Origin of the sequence: Streptomyces sp. NBC_01092 (assembly GCF_045039535.1) — a bacterium.
Classification (GTDB): Bacteria; Actinomycetota; Actinomycetes; order Streptomycetales; family Streptomycetaceae; genus Streptomyces.
Map to the genome: position 1 here is coordinate 3,080,384 of NZ_CP108659.1, position 22,056 is coordinate 3,102,439.

The window sequence follows — 22,056 nt, forward strand, 5'->3', positions numbered from 1 at the left end:
TGAACCCTCGATGACGTGACCCTGAACCTCCGTCGGAGCGCGGCCCTCTGCGCGGCGCTCTCCCTGTGCGCGCTGCTCGCCGTGCCCGGCAACTTCACGGGCCTCGGCGCCGACGCCCGCCTCACCCTCGCCGTGTTCGCCCTGGCGACCTGCGCCTGGATCGCCGCGCCGGTCGACGACACGTACATCGCGCTGGGCGCCGGGCTCGCCCTGACGGTGACCGGGGTGATCAGCAGCGACACCCTCTTCGGCACCCTCGGCGACTCCACGGTGTGGCTGCTGATCTGCGCCTTCGTGCTGGCGGCCGCGGTGACCCGGACGGGCCTCGCGGGGCGGGCGGCGGCGTTCCTGGTCGGCGGGGCGCGCACGGTACGGCAGCTCGTGCACCTGACCACGGCCGCGCTGGTCGTCACAGCGTTCGCGGTGCCGGCCACCTCGGGGCGGGCCGCCCTCGCGCTGCCGGTGTTCCTCGCCCTCGCCAAGGCGCTGGCCGACCGGAGACGGCTGGTCGTGATGCTGGCGCTGCTGTTCCCGACCGTGATCCTGCTGTCGGCGGTGGCGACCCTGATCGGGGCGGGTGCGCATCTGATCACGGTGTCGGTGCTGTGGCAGGCCACGGGCCACCGGATCGGCTTCACCGAGTGGCTGCTGCTGGGCCTGCCGCTGGCCGTGGCGTCGTCCCACCTGGCCGCCGAGGCCGTACTCCTGACGTCCACCCGGCGCACGGACCGCAAGGGCGCCGTGCGGATCACCCCCGAGCAGATCCAGGAGCACAGCGAGCGGCCCGTCACGGGCCCGTGGTCGCAGGCCGAGAAGCGGTGCGCGCTGCTGCTCGGCACGGTCGTCCTGCTGTGGTGCAGCGAGCCGCTGCACCGGGTGCCGCCGGCGGTCGTGGCGCTGATCGGCGCGGTGGTGGCGGCCTCGCCGGCCCTCGGCACCGTGCATCTGAAGGACGCGCTGAAGACGGTCCCCTGGTCGCTGCTGCTGTTCATGGCGGCGACGATGGCGATGGGGGTCGCGCTCGCCGACTCCGGGGCCGCGGAGTGGCTGGTCGCCGGGCTTCCCGGTGGAGTCAGCCCGCTCCTCTTCCTGACCGTCGTGATCGCGATCAGTACGGCGGCCCACCTGGTCCTTCAGTCCCGCTCGGCCCGTTCGTCGGTGTTGGTGCCGCTGGTGGTCGCGGCGGCGGTGGGGGCCGGGGTGAATCCGGTCGCCGCGGCGCTTGCGTCCACGGCCGCGGCGGGCTTCTGCCACACGCTGCCGGCCTCCGCGAAGCCGGTCGCGCTCTTCTCCGACCTGCCCGGGACGCCTACCTACACGCCGCGTGACCTTTTGCGTCTGTCCGCCGTCCTGGCCCCGCTGACGGCCGCGCTCGTTCTGCTGTTCGCCGTCGCGGTGTGGCCGCTGTTGGGTGTTCCGCTGTGAGTGCCGCGTCATGTCGTCGGGTGGCTGCGGCGCCGTTGTGGCTGGTCGCGCCCACGCGGCGGAGCCGCATGTTCAACACGGCCCCGCGCCCCTTGAGGGCGTTGCCCCTCGGGGCGTTGCGCATTCGTCCGATCTGCCTAGGAGACCTCTGATGCTGAGCCGAGTCGTCGTCGCCCCCAGTGGCTTCAAGGAGTCGCTGTCCGCCCAGGCCGCCGCCGATGCCATCGCGGACGGTGTGCGTCGCGTCCTGCCGGACGCCGTGCTCGATCTGATCCCGCTGGTGGACGGCGGCGAGGGCACCGCCACCGCGCTGGCCGCCGCGACCGACGGACGCCTCGTCGCGTTGCCCGCCACGGGCCCGGTCGGCGAACGCATCGGCAGCCACTTCGCCCTGCTCGGCTCCCGGGACACGGCGGTGGTGGAGATGGCCGCGGTCGCCGGACTGTCTCTCGTGCCGCGCGCCCTGCGCGACCCGGGCGCCACGACGACGTACGGCGTCGGCGAGCTGATCCGCGCCGCGCTCGACACGGGCGTACGGCGGATCCTGATCGGCTGCGGCGACTCGGGTACGTCGGACGGGGGCGCGGGCGCGCTCCAGGCCCTCGGCGCCCGGCTGCTGGACGCCTACGGCTTCGAACTCCCGCACGGAGGGCGCGAGTTGACCAGGCTGGCCCGGATCGCCCCGTCCGGCCTGGACCCGCGCCTACGGGACGTCGACCTGCTGGTCGCCTGCAACCCGTACAACGTGCTGTGCGGCGAGCGCGGCGTGGCCCGCGTCTTCGGCCCGCAGAAGGGCGCGACGCCCGCGCAGGTGGAGGAGCTGTCGGCAGGCCTCGAGAACTGGGCGCGGGTCCTCACCCGTGACCTGGGGGTCCTGGACACGGACCTGTACGGCGGCCCCGGCACCGGAGCCTCCGGCGGCCTGGGCGCCGGGCTCGCTGCACTCGGCGCCCGCCTGCTCCCCCGCTTCGACGTCCTCCTCGACCACCTCGACCTCGACGCCCGCCTCGCCCGCGCCGACCTCGTCGTGACCGCGGAGGGCGCCCTGGACCACCAGACGCCCCACGGCAAGGTCCCGGCCGAGGTGGCCCGCCGGGCCAAGCTGTACGGCCGCCCGGTGCTCGTGCTGGCGGGCACGCTGAGCGAGGGCGCGCGGGACGTGCCCGGCGTCGACGCGTTCAGCGGGATCCTGCCGGCGCCGATGGCTCTGGCGGAGGCCCTCGTGCGGGCCTCCGAGCTCCTCACGGACGCGACCGAGCGCGCCCTGCGGATGATCCTGCTGGGCGCCCGGCTACCGGCTCACGCGGAGGTGTCCGGCACGCAACGGCCGTCCTCGGTGCGGTAGTTCCACCGGGCGCCGTCCGTCACGAGCTCCTTCACGGCGTTCACGAACCGCTCGACGTGCTCGTCCGGCGTACCGGCGCCGAAGCTCACCCGGATCGCGTTGAGGGACTTCTCTCCCGGCGCCGCCTCCGGGGCCCCGCACTCGCCCTGGGCCTGCGGGTCACTGCCGAGCAGCGTCCGCACCAGCGGGTGGGCGCAGAACAGGCCGTCCCGCACCCCGATGCCGTACTCGGCGGACAGGGCGGCGGCGAAGTGGGAGCTGTTCCAGCCCTCGACGACGAAGGAGATGACGCCGACGCGCGGGGCGTCGTCGCCGAAGAGGGAGAGGATGCGGACGGCCGGCACCTCGGCGAGACCGGCCTGCACCTTCTCGATCAGGTACTGCTCACGGGCGACCAGGCTGTCGAACCCCGCCTCCGTCAGCGCCTTGCAGGCGGAGGCGATGGAGTAGGCGCCGATGACGTTCGGGGAGCCGGCCTCGTGCCGGGCGGCGCTGTCGTGCCAGTCGACGTCCACTCCCCCGTCCTCGCGCCGGGAGACCTTGCGGCTGGCGCCGCCACCCGCGAGGTACGGCTCGGCCTCGCGCAGCCAGTCGGCGCGGCCGGCGAGGACGCCGGAGCCGAACGGGGCGTACAGCTTGTGGCCCGAGAAGGCGACCCAGTCGACGTCCAGGTCACGCACGCTCACCGGGTGGTGGGGGGCCAGCTGGGCGGCGTCGAGCACGATCCGGGCGCCGTGCGCGTGCGCGGCCGCCGCGAGCTCCTTGACCGGCCACAGCTCGCCGGTGACGTTCGAGGCGCCGGTGACGCAGACCAGGGCCGGGCCGAAGGGGTCGCGCTCGGCGAGGGCGCGCTCCAGGGTCTCGACGGCCTGGCGGGGGGTGCGGGGCGCGTTGAGATAGGTGACGCGGGCGTCGCGCCAGGGCAGCAGGGAGGCGTGGTGCTCGGTCTCGAAGACGAAGACCTGGCAGTCGGCCGGGAGGGCGGCGGCGAGGAGGTTCAGCGAGTCGGTGGTGGACCGGGTGAAGACCAGCTGGTCGTCGGCGCGGCAGTCCAGGAATTCGGCGACGGTCCGGCGGGCGTTCTCGAACAGGTCGGTGGAGAGCTGCGAGAGGTACCCGGCACCGCGGTGGACGCTGCCGTAGTACGGCGCGTAGGCGGCCACGTCGTCCCAGACGCGCTGCAGGGCGGGGGCGCTGGCGGCGTAGTCGAGCGCGGCGTAGGTGACCTCGCCGCCGGTGACGAGCGGGACGGTGACATCACGGCCCAGAACGGGCAGAGAGGCACAAACGGACTGGTCGGCGGCAGCGGTGGAGGCAGACATGGCGAACTCCCGTGAGGGGCATGCCGATTGAGGGGCATGCGAGAAAGAGAAAAGGGTGTGCGGAGGCGGGGCTCTGCGGCCCTATCGCATTCGCTTGCTCACGGAAGACTCCCTCGAACGACCAGGACCCCTGGTTTCGAGAGGGGCCCGCGCTTGCCGTAGACCTCGCTGCCTACGGCCTGGTCTTCACCCGGGGCACCCCGCCACGGACGGAGGGTTGCCGGACAGTCGGCCGGGGCCTCATGACTGTCACTCATGACCTGGTACAGGAACGTACGCGAAATGATCGTCGTCCCGCAACCCGTGTCCGGATCGCGGGACGACAAGCCCGTGCGGCCTAAGCGGGTCAGGCGAAGTCCATTGCGGTTCGGCAACGCCCTGATGGGGCGCGGGGAACTGCGCGACCAGCCACGACGGCGCCGCAGCCGAACGACGGCATATCACGGCACACCCAGCGGAGCGCTCAGGCGTTGCTCGCGGCCACCCACCGGTCGAGCGTCCGCTTCGCCGACCCCGAGTCGATCGACTCCGCCGCCTTCACCATGGCGGCGCGGATCTGCTCGGTGAGCGGGGCATCGGTCGGGTTCAGCGCCACCAGCGCGGCGGCCGAGTTGAGCACCACGGCGTCCCGTACGGGCCCCGTCTCCCCGTTCAGCAGGCGCAGCGCCACATCGGCGTTGTACGACGCGTCAGCGCCCCGCAGCGCCTCCACCGGCACCAGTTCGATGCCGACGTCGCGCGGGTCGAAGGCCTCCTCGGTCACCTTGCCGTCGCGTACGACCCACACCCGCGAGGTGGCCGTGGTGGTGAGCTCGTCGAGGCCGTCGTCGCCGCGGAACACCAGTGAGGAGTTGCCGCGCTCGGCAAAGACGCCCGCGACGATCGGAGCCATGCGCGGGTCCGCCACGCCGACCGCCTGGGCCCGCACCTTCGCCGGGTTGGTCAGCGGACCGAGCACGTTGAAGGTCGTCCGGATGCCCAACTGCCCGCGCGCGGCCGCCACATGGCGCAGCGACGGATGAAACTTCACCGCGAAGCAGAAGGTGATCCCGGCCTCCTCGGCGACCCGGGCCACCCGCCCGACCGGCAGTTCCAGATTGACGCCGAGCTTCTCCAGCACGTCCGAGGCACCCGACGCCGACGACGCCGCCCGGTTGCCGTGCTTGACGACCTTCGCACCGGTGCCGGCGATGACGATCGCCGACATCGTGGAGATGTTGACGGTCTTCGCCCCGTCGCCGCCTGTGCCGACGATGTCGACGGTCGGTCCCGGCACCTCGATCACGTTCGCGTGCGCGTACATCGTCCGGACGAGCCCGGTGATCTCCTGCACCGTCTCGCCCTTGGCCCGCAGTGCCACCACGAACCCGGCGATCTGCGCGTCCGTCGCCTCGCCTCGCATGATCAGGTCCATCGCCCACGCGGTGTCGTCGGCGGACAGGTCCCGGCCGGCCAGCAGGCCGTTCAGCAGCAGGGGCCAGGAGCGGGCCGCCGCGGTGTCGCCTCCGGCGGGGGTCACAGCGCTCATAAGCCGCTCCAGGGTCAGGCGTCCCGCACTACGGGACACGAGTCTCAACGAGGTCCACCCTATCCAGCCCCGGGGCACGGCGAAGGGCCCCGTCCGTACAACGGACGGGGCCCTCAACCGTGGCGTGCGCAGCGATCAGTGGTGGCCGTGGCCGCTCGTGATCTCCTTGTACTCCTCGACGGTCGGCTTGGGGATCTGGCCGTCCTCGCTGAAGTACGACTTGCTGAGCTTGGCGCGCAGCTTCTCGGAGCCCTTCACCTTGCGCTCCACGCCGTTCTCGTCGACCGTCGGGCCGATCTCGAGCGGCTGGTACTGCTCGTGCGCGGTGAGGGTGTGCAGCGCGTCCTGGCTGAGCGGCTCGTGCACCTCGATGAACTCACCGTGCGGCAGGCGCTTGATGATGCCCGACTCGCGGCCGTGCAGCACCTTGTCCTTGTCCCGGCGCTGCAGGCCGAGGCAGATCCGCTTGGTGATGATGAACGCGAGGACCGGTCCGACGAAGAAGCCGATCCGGACGAACCAGGTGACCGCGTTGATCGACAGGTGGAAGTGGGTGGCCCACAGGTCGTTGCCACCGCCGACCAGGCCGATCATGTACACCGTGACCCAGGCGACGCCGAACGCGGTACGCGTCGGGGCGTTGCGCGGGCGGTCCAGGATGTGGTGCTCGCGCTTGTCGCCGGTGACCCAGGACTCGATGAACGGGTAGACCGCGATCGCCATCAGCACCAGGCCGAAGAGCACCAGCGGGATGAACACGCCCAGGACGAGCGTGTGACCCCAGAAGTTGACCTCCCAGCCCGGCATGTACCGGACCAGACCCTCGGCGAAGCCCATGTACCAGTCGGGCTGGGCGCCCGTGGACACATGGTCCGGCCGGTAGGGGCCCATGGCCCAGATCGGGTTGATCTGCGCGATCGCCGCGATGACCGCGATGACACCGAAGACCAGGAAGAAGAAGCCTCCGGCCTTGGCCATGTAGACCGGCAGCAGCGGCATGCCGACGACGTTCTTGTTGGACTTTCCGGGGCCCGCGAACTGCGTGTGCTTGTGGTAGAAGACCAGGATCAGGTGGCCGACCACCAGGCCGAGCATGATGCCCGGCAGCAGCAGGATGTGGATCGAGTAGAAGCGGGCCACGAAGTCGACGCCCGGGAACTCGCCGCCGAAGAGGAAGAACGAGATGTACGTGCCGACGATCGGCATGGACAGGATCGCGCCCTCGGTGAAGCGGACACCGGTGCCGGAGAGCAGGTCGTCGGGGAGCGAGTAACCGGTGAAACCGGTGAACATGCCCAGGACGAACAGCAGGAAGCCGAACAGCCAGTTGATCTCACGCGGCTTGCGGAACGCGCCCGTGAAGAACACGCGCATCATGTGCACGAACATGCCGGCGAGGAAGATCAGCGCCGCCCAGTGGTGGATCTGCCGGATGAGCAGACCACCGCGCACGTCGAAGGAGATGTGCAGCGTGGAGCTGAACGCCTCCGACATGAGCTGTCCCTGGAGCGGGACGTAGGAGCCGTGGTACTCCACCTCGTTCATCGACGGGTGGAAGAACAGCGTCAGGTACACACCCGTGAGGATGATGATGATGAAGCTGTAGAGGCAGACCTCACCCAACATGAACGACCAGTGGTCGGGGAAGATCTTGCGCATGTTGGCCTTGGCCAGGGAGTAGATCCCCAGTCGGCCGTCGGCCCAGTCGGCGACGCGCTCGCCGGCCGGCGCCTTCCCGCGAGAGCGGGACTCGGTGGTCTCTGTAGTGCTCATCCGCGCTCCCAGAATGCAGGACCGACGGGCTCGTCGAAGTCGCCGAGCGCCTCGAGGTAGCCCTCGTCGTTCACACCGATGCGCAGCTGCGGCAAGGGGTGACCGGCCGGGCCGAAGATGACCTTGGCACCGTCGGCGAGGTCGAAGGTGGACTGGTGGCAGGGGCACAGCGCGTGGTGCGTCTGCTGCTCGTACAGGGAGATCGGGCAACCGACGTGGGTGCAGATCTTCGAGTACGCGACGATGCCCTGGTAGGACCAGTCGAGTTCCTGCTTGTCCTTGATGTCGTCCGGCTGGAGCCGGATGATCATCAGGGCCGCCTTGGCGATCTCGTTCTGGAAGTCGTGGTCGTGCTCCTCCAGGCCCTCCGGCTTGACGAAGGTGAGGGAGCCGACCGCGACGTCCTCGGGACGCAGCGGCTCGTCGGTGTTCATGTTGACGAGCAGCTTGCCCTTGGACCACAGGGTGTGGCGGAGCTTGGTCCCGGGCAGCGGGCCGAGGTCACGCAGCAGGACGACGCCGGAGAGCGGGAACAGGGCCAGCGCACCGAACATCGTGTTGCGGATCAGCTTGCGGCGACCCAGCGCGGACTCCTTGGCGCCCTGCTTGAAGTCGGCCATGACCTTGGCCTTGACCTCGGGCTCCGCGGCGATCGCGTGCCGGTCGTCGGCGACCTCTTCGTCGGACATCAGGGTGCGGGCCCAGTGGACCGCGCCCGCGCCGATGCAGAACAGCGCCGCACCGAGGGTCAGACCCAGCGCGAAGTTCAGCGCGTTGAGGTGACCGATCGGGAAGACGAAGACCGACTTGTCGTGCGGGATCGTCACGTACGAGGCGATGAAGCCCACGGTGGCCAGCATCGAGACCGTGAACAGCAGGGCGACCGCGCGCTCGGACCGCCGGGCGGCCCGCTCGTCGATGTCCTGGACCCGGTGCTCGTGGGGCGGCAGTCCGGGGTCCGCGAAGGGGTTCTTCTCGTCCGCTACCGCGACGTTGGCGTCCTGCTCAGCGGGCAGGTTCTCTTCTGGAATGTCTTGGCTACTCATGACTTCTTGGCCTTTGCGGTCCGAGCGGCGACCCAGATGGCGACGGCGATCAGGGCACCGAGACCGAAGATCCAGGAGAAGAGGCCCTCACTGACCGGCCCGAGGCCGCCCAGCTCCAGACCACCCGGATTGACCGTCTCGTCGCTGTTGACCGCGTGGAGGTACGCGATGATGTCCTTCTTGTTCTGCTCCGACAGCGTGGTGTCGGGGAAGGACGGCATGTTCTGCGGGCCGGTCTCCATGGCCTCGTAGATGTGCTTCGGGTCGACGCCCTCGAGGGTCGGTGCGTACTTGCCCTTCGTCAGCGCTCCGCCCTTGCCGGTGAAGTTGTGGCACTGGGCGCAGTTGTTGCGGAAGAGCTCGCCGCCCTTGGCGATGTCCGCTCCCTCGGGGCCGTACTGCTCCTCGGTCGGGACGGTCGGACCGGGACCCAGCGAGGCGATGTACGCCGCGAGCTGGTCGATCTCGGCCTGCGAGTAGATGTTCTTCTTCGCCGGGACCTGGGCGCCCTGGGAGGTGGCGGCCGGCATACGGCCCGTCGACACCTGGAAGTCGACGGCGGCAGCGCCGACGCCGACAAGGCTCGGACCGTCGGAGGTGCCCTGACCGCCGGTTCCGTGGCAGCTGGCGCAGCCGACGGCGTAGAGCTTCTTGCCCTCTTCAATCGTGAGGGACTGGGCGGTTTCCTCGGCCTGCGCCTTGTCCGCGGGAGCGAACACGGCGTACAGCCCCCCCGTGCACGCCAGCGCGAGGAGTAGGACGACGACCGCCGCCAGCGGATGGCGTCGTCGTGCGGAGAGCTTTTTCACGGATTACCCCGGTGTCAGGATCTTCTGCGTCGATGCTTCTGGAAGGTGCGTTGTGGAACGCGCGCGGGATCGGGCCCGACTACTTGATCATGTAGATCGTGGCGAAGAGGCCGATCCAGACGACATCGACGAAGTGCCAGTAGTAGGACACGACGATCGCGGCGGTCGCCTGCTCGTGCGTGAACCTCTTGGCCGCGTAGGTGCGGCCGAGGACCAGCAGGAAGGCGATCAGGCCGCCCGTCACGTGCAGGCCGTGGAAGCCGGTGGTCAGGTAGAAGACCGAGCCGTACGGGCCGGACGAGAGCGAGATGCCCTCGTGCTTGACCAGCTCGGTGTATTCGTACACCTGACCGCCGACGAAGATCGCACCCATGATGAAGGTGACGATGAACCAGCCCCGGAGCTTCTTCACGTCACCGCGCTCGGCGGCGAAGACGCCGAGCTGGCAGGTGAGGGAGGAGAGCACCAGGATCGTGGTGTTCGTCGCCGAGAACGGGAAGTTCAAGGCCTCGGCCTGTGACTCCCAGTACTCGGGCCCCGTCACCGATCGCAGGGTGAAGTACATCGCGAAGAGGGCCGCGAAGAACATCAGCTCGGAACTCAGCCAAATGATGGTTCCGACGCTGGTGAGGTTCGGCCGGTTGACCGACGGGTGCGCGTGCCCGGTTTCTACTGTCGTTGCTGTCGCCACGACCGACATTATGTCGGTCGCTTATCCCGCCCTCACTCCGGGGGGTGCCGTTCGGAGTGTCTTCCCCTGTCGTACCGGTGTTGACGTGGTGTTCAAGGGAGTAGCATCCGGCCCAACGGGCCTGTCCTTACGACGCTGATGTCACGGAGGAACAATGCAGCCGACCGCCACGGTGCTGGTCTACAGCGACGACTCCAACACCCGTGAGCAGGTGAGGTTGGCGACCGGGCGACGGCCCGCTCCGGACGTTCCCGTCGTGGAGTTCGTGGAGTGTGCGACCCCTGCGGCCGTCGTCAGGGAGCTGGACAAGGGCGGGATCGATGTCTGCGTCCTGGACGGTGAGGCCGTGCCCATGGGGGGCATGGGGGTGTGCCGGCAGATCAAGGACGAGGTGTTCAACTGTCCGCCGGTGCTGGTGCTGATGGGGCGGCCGCAGGATGCGTGGCTGGCCACGTGGAGTCGGGCCGAGGCGGCTGTGACGTTGCCTGTGGAGCCGGTGGAGTTCGCCGGTGCGTTGGCTGCGTTGTTGCGCAGCAAGAGGTTGCAGAGCGCCTAGGAGCTCGGTTCAGCAGGTAATCCGGCGGCTGCGGGTCGTGGGGGCTGGTCGCGCAGTTCCCCGCGCCCCTTGGGTGGGTCGCCCGCCCGTCGGTCTAGATGCTCTGTGGCCTCAGTCTTGCCCGCTCCGCCGGGCTCGGGCCGTCCGGGGTGCCCGCCACCAGGGCGCTGCCGCCCCGCCAGTTCTTCCAGGGCAGGTTCCAGTCGCCGAAGCCGTTGCCGAACGATTCCATCGTGTTGCCGTTCGAGTTGATGACCTTGACGAGGTCGCCCTCGCGGACGTTGTCGAAGAACCACTCGGCGTTGGCGGTGCTCATGCCGGTGCAGCCGTGGCTGACGTTGGCGTAGCCCTGGGAGCCGACCGACCAGGGGGCGGCATGGACGTACTCGCCGCTCCAGGTCACCCGGGTGGCGTAGTAGACCGGTAGGTCGTAGGACTCCGCGGAGCCTTCCGCTATGCCGACGCTCGTGCCGCGCATGCGTACGAAGTACTCCTTGCCCAGGATCACCTTGACGCCGTTGCGGGTCTCGAAGCCGGGCTTGCCCGTGGTGACGGGTATGGACCTGACCTCCTCGCCGTTGCGGTAGAGCGTCAACTGGTGGGTGGCGGCGTCCGTGACGGCGATGACCTGGTCGCCGATGGTGACCTTGAGGGGCTTGCCCTTGCCGCCCCAGACGCGGTCGCTGACCTTGACGCCGTCCAGGTCGCTGCGGGCCCGGACGGTGGCACCGGCGGGCCAGTACTCCTTGGGCCGGTAGTGGAGTTCCTTGTCGTCGACCCAGTGCCAGGTGCCGTCCACCGCGGGGATGGAGTCGACCCTCAGGGCCCGCTCGACTGTCGCCCGCTGGTTCTTGTCCTTGACGGGCCGGCTCAGTTCGGCCGTGATGGGCTGGCCGACGCCGTACTTGCCCGCCTTGGGGCCGAACGTCACCGTCAGGTGCTTCTTGCTGGTCGGCTTGCTGGTGTCGAAGGTGAGGACCTTGCGGCCGGGGGCGCCGTCCTCGTCCTCGGTGCTCACGCGGACCGTGTAGCGGGCGTTGGCGGCCAGCGGAGAGGTGCTGTGCCACCTGGTGCCGTCGGCGGAGAGTTCGCCCGTGACGTAGCGCCCTGCGGCGTCCCTGGCGGTGACGTCGGTGATCCGGCCGTCGGAGTCCGCGGCGGTGATCTCCAGGGGCTTGTCGGGGTCGGCCTTCTCGCCGTCGCCCGAGGGGCCGTTGAAGGCGATCTGGTCGGCCGCGTCGTACGGCTCGGCGGACAGCGGGTTGCCGTCGCTGCTGCAGCCGGCCACGCTCGCGCCGAGCGCTATCAGCAGGAGCGTGCAGCCTATGACGGTGCTCTTGCTCGGTATTTTGCTCATGGCTTCACGCTAGGAAGCGGCGTCAACGGCGGCGCGCCGAGTGACACGTATGGGCGATGCCGATTACGGCAAACGAGGGAGCCCGGACCTCCTGACGGAGTGTCCGGGCTCCCGATGAGCTCAGCTCGTGTTACTGGGTGCGGTTCTCACCGCGGTAGTACTCGAAGACCCAGCCCCAGAGGCCGACCAGGATCAGCGGCGCCGAGAAGTACATCAGCCACCAGCCGATCGCGATCGACAGGAAGGCGAGGGCGCCTCCGATCGCGAGGGAGAGCGGCTGCCAGCTGTGCGGGCTGAAGAACCCGACCTCGCCGGCGTCGTCCGCGACGTCCGCTTCCTTGTTGTCCTGCGCACCCGCGTCGACCCGCCGGGCGGTGAAGCCCAGGTAGAAGCCGATCATGATGCACAGACCGAACGCCAGGAAGAGGGCCGTGGTACCGGCCGGCTCCTTCGACCAGACGCCATAGACAACCGCCATGGCGAGGACGAAGACGCTCAGCCACATGAACATCCTGCCTTGGACCTTCACTTGCCGGCCTCCTTGCCACCAGCCAGGGCCTTCTCACCGTGAGGGGCGTTCTCGAGCTGGTCGAGAGCGGCGATCTCAGGGTGATGCAGGTCGAACGCCGGGGATTCGGAACGGATCCGCGGCAGAGTGAGGAAGTTGTGCCGCGGCGGCGGGCAGGAAGTCGCCCACTCCAGCGAGCGGCCGTAGCCCCACGGGTCGTCGACCTCGACCTTCTTGCCGTACTTGGCGGTCTTCCACACGTTGTAGAAGAACGGCAGCAGCGACGCGCCGAGGACGAACGAGCTGATCGTCGAGATCGTGTTCAGGGCGGTGAAGCCGTCGGCCGCGAGGTAGTCGGCGTAACGACGCGGCATGCCCTCGGCGCCCAGCCAGTGCTGGACCAGGAAGGTGCCGTGGAAGCCGACGAACAGCGTCCAGAACGTCATCTTGCCGAGCCGCTCGTCGAGCATCTTGCCGGTCATCTTCGGCCACCAGAAGTGGAAGCCGGCGAACATCGCGAAGACGACGGTGCCGAACACGACGTAGTGGAAGTGCGCCACCACGAAGTACGAGTCGGACACGTGGAAGTCCATCGGCGGCGAAGCCAGGATGACGCCCGTCAGACCACCGAAGGTGAAGGTGATGAGGAAGCCGACCGCCCAGAGCATCGGTGTCTCGAAGGACAACGAGCCCTTCCACATCGTTCCGATCCAGTTGAAGAACTTCACGCCCGTGGGGACGGCGATGAGGAACGTCATGAAGGAGAAGAAGGGCAGCAGCACACCGCCGGTGACGTACATGTGGTGCGCCCACACCGTCACGGACAGACCCGCGATGGCGATGGTCGCCGCGATCAGACCCATGTAGCCGAACATCGGCTTGCGGGAGAAGACCGGGATGACCTCACTGATGATGCCGAAGAACGGCAACGCGATGATGTACACCTCTGGATGCCCGAAGAACCAGAACAAGTGCTGCCACAGCAACGCTCCACCGTTCGCCGCGTCGAAGATGTGCGAGCCGAACTTGCGGTCCGCCTCCAGCGCGAACAGCGCCGCCGCGAGGACGGGGAAGGCGAGCAGGACCAGGACGGCCGTCAGCAGCACGTTCCACACGAAGATCGGCATGCGGAACATGGTCATGCCGGGGGCGCGCATGCAGATGATCGTGGTGATGAAGTTGACCGAGCCGAGGATGGTGCCGAAGCCGGAGAAGGCCAGACCCATGATCCACATGTCGGCGCCGATGCCCGGGCTGCGGACCGCGTCCGACAGCGGGCTGTAGGCGAACCAGCCGAAGTCGGCGGCGCCGTCCGGGGTGAGGAAGCCGCCCACCGCGATGAGCGAGCCGAACAGGTACAGCCAGTAGGCGAACATGTTCAGCCGCGGGAACGCCACGTCCGGCGCGCCGATCTGCAGCGGCATGATCCAGTTCGCGAAACCGGCGAACAGCGGCGTCGCGAACATCAGCAGCATGATCGTGCCGTGCATCGTGAACGCCTGATTGAACTGCTCGTTCGACACGATCTGCAGACCGGGCCGGGCGAGCTCGGCGCGCATGATGAGCGCCATCACGCCACCGATCACGAAGAACGCGAACGACGTGACGAGGTACAGCGTTCCGATCGTCTTGTGGTCGGTGGTGGTGAGCCACTTGACCACGACGTTGCCGGGTTGCCTGCGCCTGACCGGCAGCTCGTTCTCGTACGAGTCCTCAGCTGCGGCGGCACCCTGGGGTTCGTTGAGGATGCTCACAGGTTGTTCGTCTCCCGGTTCTTCTCGTGGCTCGTCTGCGCGATGCCGGCGGGAACGTAACCGGTCTGCCCCTTCTTGGCGAGGTCCTTGAGGTGCTGCTCGTAGCGCTCGGGGGAGACGACCTTCACGTTGAACAGCATCCGGGAGTGGTCGACGCCGCACAGCTCGGCGCACTTGCCCAGGAAGGTGCCCTCATGGTTGGGGGTCACCTCGAAGGCGTTGGTGTGGCCCGGGATGACGTCCTGCTTCATGAGGAACGGCACCACCCAGAAGGAGTGGATGACGTCGCGCGAGGTGAGGACGAAGCGGACCGTCTTGCCCTCGGGCAGCCACAGGGTGGGGCCCGGGTTGCCGGTCTGCGGGTTCCGGGTGCCGGGGGTGCCGGCGTCGTAGACACCGCCGGCGTTCGCCGGGAAGTCCTCCTTGAACCGGTCCGGAATCGCGTCCAGGTTCTTGTCGGTCTTCGCGTTGCCGGTGGAGCCCTCGACGGGCTCGACGTAGTTGAAGGCCCAGCTCCACTGGAAGCCGACGACGTTGATGGTGACGTCGGGCTTGTCCTTGAGGCTGAGGAGCTTCGTCTCGTCGCGGGCCGTGAAGTAGAACAGCACCGAGACGATGATGAGCGGGACCACCGTGTACAGCGCCTCGATCGGCATGTTGTACCGGGTCTGCGGGGGGACCTCGACCTTGGTGCGGCTGCGCCGGTGGAAGATGGTCGCCCACAGGATCAGGCCCCAGACCAGCACGCCCGTAGCGAGCGCGGCCGCCCAGGATCCCTGCCACAGGGAGAGGATCCGCGGAGCCTCTTCTGTGACTGGGGTGGGCATACCAAGGCGGGGGAAGTCTTCCCAGTTGTACGAGCAACCGGTGGCTGTCGCCAGGACCAGGCCCGCAGTCATTGCCTGCAGCAGCTTCCGCCGCATCGGGCGCCGCGGCGAGCGGTCGGAGCCGTTGGGACTCACGTAGCGCCTTCCCGAGAGTCTCGCCCGCGCGTATTGGCTGCGGCCTGACTTCTCGCGGGTCGGTCGCCGCCCTGCGTCGGGCAGGGGTTTGGATGTTTATGCGGACCAAACCCTAGCCGACGCTCTCCGAGGGTTCGCGGGGAGGGGGGCCTACTGGGGTGGGGGGTTCGCTTGATTGGCGGCTGCGGGCTTGTTGGGGCTTGTCGCGCCCCGCGGCGGAGCCGCTGGTGTCACCGCCCCGCGCCCCTTTGGGGCGCTCCTGTTGCCGGACGTTCTAGCGTTGCTGTGTGAGTTACTTCGACGCTGCTTCCAGTGCTCCTCTGCATCCCGTTGCCCGGCAGGCTCTGCTGGCCTCCCTCGATGAGGGGTGGGCAGATCCCGCACGCCTCTACCGGGAGGGGCGGCGGGCACGCATGCTCCTGGACGCTGCTCGGGAGGCTGCCGCCGAGGCCGTGGGGTGCAGAGCCGATGAGTTGGTGTTCACCTCATCGGGGACGCGGGCCGTCCACTCGGGTGTCGCCGGGGTGTTGGCCGGGCGGCGGCGGGTCGGGCGTCACCTGATTGTGTCCGCTGTCGAACACTCCTCTGTGCTCCATGCGGCTGATGCGCACGAGGCCGAGGGCGGCACGGTCACCCAGGTGGCGGTGGACCGTTCCGGGGCGGTGGGCGTGGGGGCGTACGCGCAGGCCCTGCGGGCGGACACCGCGCTCGCCTGCCTCCAGTCGGCCAACCACGAGGTGGGCACCGAGCAGCCGGTGGCGGAGGTGGCCGCCGCGTGCCGGGAGGCCGGGGTGCCGTTGCTGGTGGACGCGGCGCAGTCGCTCGGGTGGGGGCGCGTTGAGGGTGACTGGTCGGTGTTGACCGGGAGTGCCCATAAGTGGGGTGGTCCGTCGGGGGTCGGGCTGCTCGTGGTACGCAAGGGCGTGCGGTTCGCCGCGCAAGGGCCCGCGGACGAGCGGGAGTCGGGGCGGGCGGCCGGGTTCGAGAACATCCCGGCGATCGTCGCCGCGGCGGCCTCGCTGCGGGCCGTGCGGGCGGAGGCGGCCCAAGAGGCGGTACGGCTGCGGGAGCTGACGGAGCGGATCCGGGCCCGGGTGCCGCGGCTGGTGCCGGACGTGGAGGTGGTCGGCGATCCGGAACGCCGGCTGCCCGGCATCGTCACCTTCTCCTGTCTCTATGTCGACGGGGAGACACTGCTGCACGAGCTGGACCGTGCGGAGTTCTCCGTTTCCTCCGGTTCGTCCTGTACGAGCAGCACGCTGACGCCCAGCCATGTGCTGAAGGCGATGGGGGTGCTGAGCGAGGGGAACGTGCGGGTGTCCCTGCCGTTCGGGGCGCCGGAGGAGGACGTGGAGCGGTTCCTGGAGGTGCTGCCGGGGGCGGTGGCGGGGGTGCGGGAGAAGCTGGGCGCACCGGTCACCGAGACGGTCGTACGTGACGACGTCCTGGTCGTGGACTCCCTAGGCAAGCTGTGCCCGATCCCCGTCATCGAGCTCGCCAAGGTCATCGGCGAGGTGCCGGTGGGCGGCCTGGTCCGGGTCCTCGCCGACGACGAGGCGGCACGCCTGGACATCCCGGCGTGGTGCGAGATGCGGGGTCAGGAGTACGTGGGCGAGGAACCGGCGGAGAACGGAACGGCTTACGTGGTCCGCCGGTTGACCTGAACGCCCCTACCCGGTCCTCAGCCCAGGTAGACCCGGACCTCTTCGCCGGCCTCATGCCCGTACGCCTTGGTGAACCGGTCCATGAAGTGGGCCCGCCGCAGCTGGTACTCCTGCGTCCCCACCGTCTCGATGACCAGCGTCGCGACCATGCAGCCGACCTGCGCGGCCCGCTCCAGGGACACGCCCCAGGCCAGTCCGGACAGGAACCCGGCGCGGAAGGCGTCGCCGACGCCCGTGGGGTCGGCCTTGCGCTCCTCCTCGGCGCAGCCGACCTCGATCGGGTCCTGGCCGGCCTGCTCGATCCGCACGCCTCGCGAGCCGAGGGTGGTGACCCGGTGGCCGACCTTGGACAGGATCTCCTCGTCCGTCCAGCCGGTCTTGGTCTCGATGAGTCCCTTCTCGTACTCGTTGGAGAAGAGGTAGGTGGCCCCGTCCAGCAGTATCCGGATCTCGTCGCCGTTCATCCGGGCGATCTGCTGGGAGAAGTCGGCGGCGAAGGGAATCGCGCGGGAGCGGCACTCCTCCGTGTGGCGGAGCATCCCTTCGGGGTCGTCGGCGCCGATGAGGACCAGGTCAAGGCCGCCCACGCGGTCCGCGACGGTCTTCAGCTCGATCAGCCGGGCCTCGCTCATCGCGCCGGTGTAGAAGGAGCCGATCTGGTTGTGGTCGGCGTCGGTGGTGCACACGAAGCGGGCGGTGTGCAGGGTCTCGGAGATACGGACCGATTCGGTGTCGACGCCGTGCCGGTCCAGCCAGGCCCGGTACTCGTCGAAGTCGGAGCCGGCGGCCCCGACCAGGATCGGCTTCGTGCCCAGCTGACCCATGCCGAAGGCGATGTTCGCGCCTACGCCGCCCCGGCGTACGTCCAGGTTGTCGACCAGGAAGGAAAGCGAGACCGTGTGCAGCTGGTCCGCGACGAACTGGTCGGCGAAGCGGCCGGGGAAGGTCATGAGGTGGTCGGTGGCGATGGAGCCGGTGACTGCGATGCGCACGGCGAGGAGTCTCCTGCGGGGAGGTTGGGTTGACATTCCACGCTACCGTTCGTGACCAGGACACAGAAGCAGGCAAAACTACCCGATAGTAGATCTTTCTTCGCGGGCTCGACCGTGCATACGGTGCGCCTATGACGAAATTCGAGGTCCGCGCCCCTGCTCCGGCCGACCTGGAGGTCGACCTGGCGTCACTGCTGGGTGACTGTGCGCGGATGGCTCCGCACTGGGCCGCTCCCGACCGTGTCCTTTCCCGTCCGGTCTCCCCCTCACGCATCCACGGGGTGACCGTGCCGTCGAAGTCGGCGCGACTGCTGGACGCGATGTCCGACTACGGCGACTGACCCGCCGGGCCGATCGAACTCCGGCGGCGCGATCGGCGCTTTTCAGGGAACCGTGCGCTCCCCCGCTGCGTCCCATCGGCGTCCCCCGTAAAGGGGATGCGGGATACGACCCGACTGACCGGCCTTTTGACAGGGTCGGGTCAGGGTCATGGGACATGTGCGCAGCCGAAGGAGCGATGCGGTGAACACCGAGCGACCCGACAACGACGACGCGGGCGCCTGCGGCAAGGACGCCGAGGAGGCACGGGCGGAGCAGGCCGCCGCCGGTGCCGAAGGGCTCGCCGCCGAGGGTGGGGCGGCGGGCGGAGTTCCTGACGGCCGGGGCGATGAGGTCGGCGACGGGACCGACGAGGTCGTCGCCGAGGACGAGGGGGCATCGGACGGGGCGGGTGCCTCGGACGACGAAAGTGACTCGGACGACGAAATTGCCTCGGCGGCCGTCGGCCGTTCGGATGAGGCCGCGGCCTCGGAGGCGTCCGCCACGCCCCCCGACGCGGAACCGAGCCACGCCCGCACCCACAGCCACGAGCCGGACGACGCGCACGGCAGCGCTCGCCACCGCTCCCCCGCGATCATCGCCTCCGTCGCCGCCGCCGTGCTGCTCCTCGGGGGCGGTGGGGCCTTCCTCGCCGCGAACGCGTCCGGCGGGTCGGACGGCGATACGTCGTCCGGGGCGTCCGGCGGTGACACTCCCCCGCCGCTGCACCTCGACGGCTACACCGAGGGCGGCACGGGCGGCATCGCGCCCGGAGAGCCCAACCCGTACGGCGCCACGTACAAGGCCGACGGCGATCTGCCGGACGGGCCCGGGTCGGCGGCGGTGTACCGGGCGGGGGGCGAGGTCGGCGCGGACGAGGTGGCCCGGCTGGCCGAGGCGCTCGGGGTGGACGGGACGCCGGTGGCGCAGGGGCAGACCTGGAGGGTCGGTGCGACGGACGGGGCGGGGCCCAGTCTCCAGGTGAACAAGCAGGCGCCGGGGACCTGGACCTTCTACCGGTACGCCCCCGGCACGGACAACTGCCAGAGCACCACCGTCTGTGCGAAGGCCCCCGCCCCGCCGGCCGGCGATCCGGTGAGCGAGGCCGTCGCGAAGAAGGCCGCCGCGCCGGTTCTCAAGGCGGTCGGCCAGGACGACGCGAAGCTCGACGCGAGCCAGGTCATGGGCGCCCAGCGGGCGGTGAACGCGAACCCCGTGGTCGGCGGACTGCCCACGTACGGCTGGACGACCGGGGTCACCGTGAACGCCCAGGGCGAAGTGGTGGGCGGAAGCGGCCAGTTGAAGGCGCCGGTGAAGGGGGACACGTACCCCGTGCTGGACGCCGAGAAGACGCTCGGGCTGATGAACGCGGCGCCCGGGGCCGACGGCCGGATGGGCATCGGTGGCTGCGCCAGCCCCGTACCGCTGAAGGACCGTCTTGAGGCGCCCTGCGGCGACCAGGGGTCGACCGGCGCGGAGCCGGACACGGCGGCCTCGGCGAGCGCGCCGGCCGGGGACGTCATCACGGTGGAGAAGGCCGTGTTCGGGCTGGCCGCGCACTATGTGAACGCGCGGCAGGCGCTGGTGCCGTCCTGGCTGTTCGAGGTGCGGACGCAGGGCGCGCAGGACAGCTTCACGGTGACGTATCCGGCGATCGACCCGAAGTACCTGGCCTCGTCGACGCCGTCGCAGGAGCCGACCGGGCAGCCGAGCCCGCGGCCGACCGGGCCGAAGGACGACTCGACGTCGTCGCCGATCACCCGGAACGTGGGCGCGGACGCCTACACCTCCGACGGCTCGGAGCTGACCGTGGCCTTCACGGGCGGTGTGTGCGCCGACTACAAGGTGACGGCGAGCGAGAACGGCGACGAGGTGTCGGTCCGTGTGACGGAGACCTCGCAGCCGGACGAGGTCTGCATCCTGATCGCCAAGGTGTTCCACAAGACCGTGCAGCTCGACGAGCCACTCGGGGACCGGAAGGTCGTGGGCACGGACGGCCAGGCGATCCCGCTGGAGAAGCCCGGGACGCTCCCGGACGCACCCCAGACGTCCGGAGCCCGGTAAGGGCCCACGGACACGGGAAGGCGGCGGCCCCGTCGGAGGGGGTCGCCGCCTTTCTGCGTGTGTGCGGGGATCAGCTGAAGGAGTCGCCGCAGGCGCAGGAGCCCGTCGCGTTCGGGTTGTCGATCGTGAAGCCCTGCTTCTCGATGGTGTCGACGAAGTCGATGGAGGCGCCGCCCAGGTACGGAGCGCTCATGCGGTCGGTGACGACCTTGACACCGCCGAAGTCCTTGACGACGTCCCCGTCGAGCGAGCGCTCGTCGAAGAAGAGCTGGTAGCGCAGGCCCGAGCAGCCACCGGGCTGAACGGCGACTCGCAGAGCGAGGTCCTCGCGGCCCTCCTGGTCGAGCAGGGCCTTGACCTTGGCCGCGGCGGCGTCGCTCAGGATGATGCCGTCGGTGGCGGTGCTGGTCTCGTCCGATACGGACATCTACATCTCTCCCGGGTTGTACGGAGACTGCTTGCCGACGTGTGCAACCGGCGGGTCGGCGGATTCATTCCGGGCCGGATGCTTGTCTTTCGGTCCTTCTTCATGCTCGCACACGGTGCGCGGAGCGGAAAACGTCTCATTCGGGAATGTGCGGGCCGGTCACGGGATTCACGTCACATCGACATGATGGCCATCGTCAAACTGACGTGAACCGGTTATGATAGATAACGTCAATTCGACGAGAAGTCGAAGAAGGTGTCCCGCTTGACCCGCCGGGTCCGGATTATCCGGTGCCGGCGAGCCGCAGAACAGAAAGGGTGCGTGTCGTGACCACCGCCCAGACCCAGGAGCTCGACGTACAGCCGACGCCCCTCGCCCTGCTGCTCCTCGGCCGCGAGGCCGACCCGAGGAGCGAGCGCGGCGTCGAGTGTCCCGGCGACCTTCCCTCGCCGTCCGATCCGGACCTGGTCGAGCGCGCCCGCGCGGCCAAGGAGAAGCTCGGCAACAAGGTCTTCGTGCTCGGCCACCACTACCAGCGCGACGAGGTCATCCAGTTCGCCGACGTGACCGGTGACTCGTTCAAGCTGGCCCGTGACGCGGCCGCCCGCCCGGAGGCCGAGTACATCGTGTTCTGCGGCGTGCACTTCATGGCGGAGTCGGCGGACATCCTCACGTCCGACGACCAGAAGGTCGTCCTGCCCGACCTCGCCGCCGGCTGCTCGATGGCCGACATGGCGACGGCCGAGCAGGTCGCCGAATGCTGGGACGTGCTGACCGAGGCCGGCATAGCCGAGCAGGTCGTCCCCGTCTCGTACATGAACTCGTCCGCCGACATCAAGGCCTTCACGGGCAAGCACGGCGGCACGATCTGCACCTCCTCGAACGCGAAACGGGCCCTGGACTGGGCCTTCGAGCAGGGTGAGAAGGTCCTGTTCCTGCCGGACCAGCACCTCGGGCGCAACACCGCCGTCCGCGACATGGGCATGTCCCTCGAGGACTGCGTCCTCTACAACCCGCACAAGCCGAACGGCGGGCTGACGGCGGACGAGCTGCGTGCCGCGAAGATGATCCTGTGGCGCGGCCACTGCTCGGTGCACGGCCGCTTCAGCCTCGACTCGGTGAACGACGTGCGCGAGCGCATCCCGGGCGTCAACGTCCTCGTCCACCCGGAGTGCAGGCACGAGGTGGTCGCCGCCGCGGACTACGTCGGTTCGACGGAGTACATCATCAAGGCCCTGGAGGCCGCCCCGGCCGGCTCCAAGTGGGCCATCGGGACCGAGCTGAATCTCGTCCGCCGGCTGGCGAACCGTTTCGCGCCCGAGGGCAAGGAGATCGTCTTCCTCGACAAGACGGTCTGCTTCTGCTCGACGATGAACCGCATCGACCTGCCGCACCTGGTCTGGGCGCTGGAGTCGCTGGCCGAGGGCAACCTGGTCAACCGGATCGAGGTCGACAAGGAGACCGAGGCGTTCGCGAAGCTGGCCCTGGAGCGGATGCTGGCGCTGCCGTAGGGCG

General features: G+C 69.3%; 19 protein-coding genes and 1 riboswitch. Of the genes, 7 read left to right on the plus strand and 12 right to left on the minus strand.

The features are described 5' to 3' along the window. The first annotated feature begins 15 nt into the window (after window positions 1-15). Together OG254_RS13800 and OG254_RS13805 are read left to right on the plus strand one after the other, a co-directional pair. On the plus strand, window positions 16-1,425 hold the full coding sequence (locus OG254_RS13800; protein WP_405581229.1) for an SLC13 family permease: 1,410 nt from the start codon (window positions 16-18) through the stop codon (window positions 1,423-1,425). A gap of 151 nt (window positions 1,426-1,576) precedes the next feature. Continuing rightward, window positions 1,577-2,770, plus strand: a complete 1,194-nt coding sequence (locus OG254_RS13805; protein ID WP_405581232.1) for a glycerate kinase — start codon at window positions 1,577-1,579, stop codon at window positions 2,768-2,770. Here the strand turns inward: OG254_RS13805 and OG254_RS13810 are convergent. From OG254_RS13810 to OG254_RS13835, 6 genes are all read right to left on the minus strand, one after another. Beyond that, entirely contained in the window at window positions 2,725-4,092 is a 1,368-nt protein-coding gene (locus OG254_RS13810; protein WP_405581234.1) for an aminotransferase class V-fold PLP-dependent enzyme, read from the minus strand. The genes OG254_RS13805 and OG254_RS13810 overlap by 46 nt on opposite strands. Before the next feature lie 144 nt (window positions 4,093-4,236). After that, window positions 4,237-4,353, minus strand: a riboswitch (SAM riboswitch). 202 nt (window positions 4,354-4,555) lie between these two features. Further along, the gene (gene trpD, locus OG254_RS13815) at window positions 4,556-5,620 is read right to left on the minus strand and encodes an anthranilate phosphoribosyltransferase (protein WP_405581236.1); all 1,065 of its coding nucleotides are present in this window, start codon (window positions 5,618-5,620) and stop codon (window positions 4,556-4,558) included. A gap of 135 nt (window positions 5,621-5,755) precedes the next feature. Beyond that, window positions 5,756-7,393, minus strand: coding sequence for a cytochrome bc complex cytochrome b subunit (locus OG254_RS13820; RefSeq protein ID WP_405581238.1), 1,638 nt, complete (start codon window positions 7,391-7,393; stop codon window positions 5,756-5,758). Beyond that, window positions 7,390-8,439 (minus strand): Rieske 2Fe-2S domain-containing protein, encoded by a 1,050-nt coding sequence (locus OG254_RS13825; protein WP_405581240.1) that lies wholly within the window; start codon window positions 8,437-8,439, stop codon window positions 7,390-7,392. Before OG254_RS13825 ends, OG254_RS13820 begins: the two co-directional genes overlap by 4 nt. Continuing rightward, on the minus strand, window positions 8,436-9,248 hold the full coding sequence (locus OG254_RS13830) for a c-type cytochrome (protein ID WP_405581243.1): 813 nt from the start codon (window positions 9,246-9,248) through the stop codon (window positions 8,436-8,438). The genes OG254_RS13825 and OG254_RS13830 overlap by 4 nt, the downstream gene beginning before the upstream one ends. 79 nt (window positions 9,249-9,327) lie before the next feature. Next, window positions 9,328-9,948 (minus strand): heme-copper oxidase subunit III, encoded by a 621-nt coding sequence (locus tag OG254_RS13835; protein WP_351200125.1) that lies wholly within the window; start codon window positions 9,946-9,948, stop codon window positions 9,328-9,330. Between the two features lie 145 nt (window positions 9,949-10,093). On the opposite strand from OG254_RS13835, the gene OG254_RS13840 reads away from it, so the two are divergent. After that, window positions 10,094-10,495 (plus strand): hypothetical protein, encoded by a 402-nt coding sequence (locus OG254_RS13840; protein WP_351200127.1) that lies wholly within the window; start codon window positions 10,094-10,096, stop codon window positions 10,493-10,495. Window positions 10,496-10,589: 94 nt separating this feature from the next. On the opposite strand, the gene OG254_RS13845 is transcribed toward OG254_RS13840, so the two are convergent. The 4 genes from OG254_RS13845 to coxB form a co-directional block, all read right to left on the minus strand. Further along, window positions 10,590-11,852 (minus strand): Ig-like domain-containing protein, encoded by a 1,263-nt coding sequence (locus tag OG254_RS13845; RefSeq protein WP_405581247.1) that lies wholly within the window; start codon window positions 11,850-11,852, stop codon window positions 10,590-10,592. Window positions 11,853-11,982: 130 nt separating this feature from the next. Then, window positions 11,983-12,381, minus strand: coding sequence for a cytochrome c oxidase subunit 4 (locus tag OG254_RS13850; RefSeq protein WP_405581250.1), 399 nt, complete (start codon window positions 12,379-12,381; stop codon window positions 11,983-11,985). Next, a complete protein-coding gene (gene ctaD, locus OG254_RS13855) occupies window positions 12,378-14,114 on the minus strand; it encodes a cytochrome c oxidase subunit I (RefSeq protein WP_405581253.1) in 1,737 nt (578 codons plus the stop codon). The genes OG254_RS13850 and ctaD overlap by 4 nt, the downstream gene beginning before the upstream one ends. Next, complete coding sequence (coxB, locus tag OG254_RS13860; RefSeq protein WP_405581256.1) at window positions 14,111-15,076, minus strand: cytochrome c oxidase subunit II; 966 nt, start codon at window positions 15,074-15,076, stop codon at window positions 14,111-14,113. The genes ctaD and coxB overlap by 4 nt, the downstream gene beginning before the upstream one ends. Before the next feature lie 287 nt (window positions 15,077-15,363). Here coxB and OG254_RS13865 point away from each other — a divergent pair, with 287 nt between their 5' ends. Continuing rightward, complete coding sequence (locus OG254_RS13865; protein WP_405581259.1) at window positions 15,364-16,740, plus strand: cysteine desulfurase/sulfurtransferase TusA family protein; 1,377 nt, start codon at window positions 15,364-15,366, stop codon at window positions 16,738-16,740. 17 nt (window positions 16,741-16,757) lie between these two features. On the opposite strand, the gene OG254_RS13870 is transcribed toward OG254_RS13865, so the two are convergent. Then, entirely contained in the window at window positions 16,758-17,732 is a 975-nt protein-coding gene (locus tag OG254_RS13870) for a carbohydrate kinase family protein (protein ID WP_351201284.1), read from the minus strand. Between the two features lie 131 nt (window positions 17,733-17,863). Here OG254_RS13870 and OG254_RS13875 point away from each other — a divergent pair, with 131 nt between their 5' ends. Then, the gene (locus tag OG254_RS13875; protein ID WP_030967407.1) at window positions 17,864-18,073 is read left to right on the plus strand and encodes a hypothetical protein; all 210 of its coding nucleotides are present in this window, start codon (window positions 17,864-17,866) and stop codon (window positions 18,071-18,073) included. Between the two features lie 181 nt (window positions 18,074-18,254). Continuing rightward, on the plus strand, window positions 18,255-20,114 hold the full coding sequence (locus tag OG254_RS13880; RefSeq protein ID WP_405581263.1) for a hypothetical protein: 1,860 nt from the start codon (window positions 18,255-18,257) through the stop codon (window positions 20,112-20,114). A gap of 70 nt (window positions 20,115-20,184) precedes the next feature. Here OG254_RS13880 and OG254_RS13885 read toward each other — a convergent pair whose 3' ends face one another. Then, window positions 20,185-20,541: an iron-sulfur cluster assembly accessory protein gene (locus tag OG254_RS13885; protein WP_147996441.1), complete on the minus strand. Its 357-nt coding sequence runs from the start codon at window positions 20,539-20,541 to the stop codon at window positions 20,185-20,187. Window positions 20,542-20,867: 326 nt separating this feature from the next. On the opposite strand from OG254_RS13885, the gene nadA reads away from it, so the two are divergent. Continuing rightward, on the plus strand, window positions 20,868-22,052 hold the full coding sequence (gene nadA / locus OG254_RS13890; protein ID WP_107907385.1) for a quinolinate synthase NadA: 1,185 nt from the start codon (window positions 20,868-20,870) through the stop codon (window positions 22,050-22,052). Window positions 22,053-22,056: the final 4 nt, after the last annotated feature.

Coding starts and splice junctions, on each gene's coding strand:
- OG254_RS13805 (WP_405581232.1), top strand. CDS start 1,577: ATGCTGAGCCGAGTCGTCGTCGCCCCCAGTGGCTTCAAGGAGTCGCTG.
- OG254_RS13810 (WP_405581234.1), bottom strand. CDS start 4,092: ATGTCTGCCTCCACCGCTGCCGCCGACCAGTCCGTTTGTGCCTCTCTG.
- trpD (WP_405581236.1), bottom strand. CDS start 5,620: ATGAGCGCTGTGACCCCCGCCGGAGGCGACACCGCGGCGGCCCGCTCC.
- OG254_RS13820 (WP_405581238.1), bottom strand. CDS start 7,393: ATGAGCACTACAGAGACCACCGAGTCCCGCTCTCGCGGGAAGGCGCCG.
- OG254_RS13825 (WP_405581240.1), bottom strand. CDS start 8,439: ATGAGTAGCCAAGACATTCCAGAAGAGAACCTGCCCGCTGAGCAGGAC.
- OG254_RS13835 (WP_351200125.1), bottom strand. CDS start 9,948: ATGTCGGTCGTGGCGACAGCAACGACAGTAGAAACCGGGCACGCGCAC.
- OG254_RS13840 (WP_351200127.1), top strand. CDS start 10,094: ATGCAGCCGACCGCCACGGTGCTGGTCTACAGCGACGACTCCAACACC.
- OG254_RS13845 (WP_405581247.1), bottom strand. CDS start 11,852: ATGAGCAAAATACCGAGCAAGAGCACCGTCATAGGCTGCACGCTCCTG.
- OG254_RS13875 (WP_030967407.1), top strand. CDS start 17,864: ATGACGAAATTCGAGGTCCGCGCCCCTGCTCCGGCCGACCTGGAGGTC.
- OG254_RS13885 (WP_147996441.1), bottom strand. CDS start 20,541: ATGTCCGTATCGGACGAGACCAGCACCGCCACCGACGGCATCATCCTG.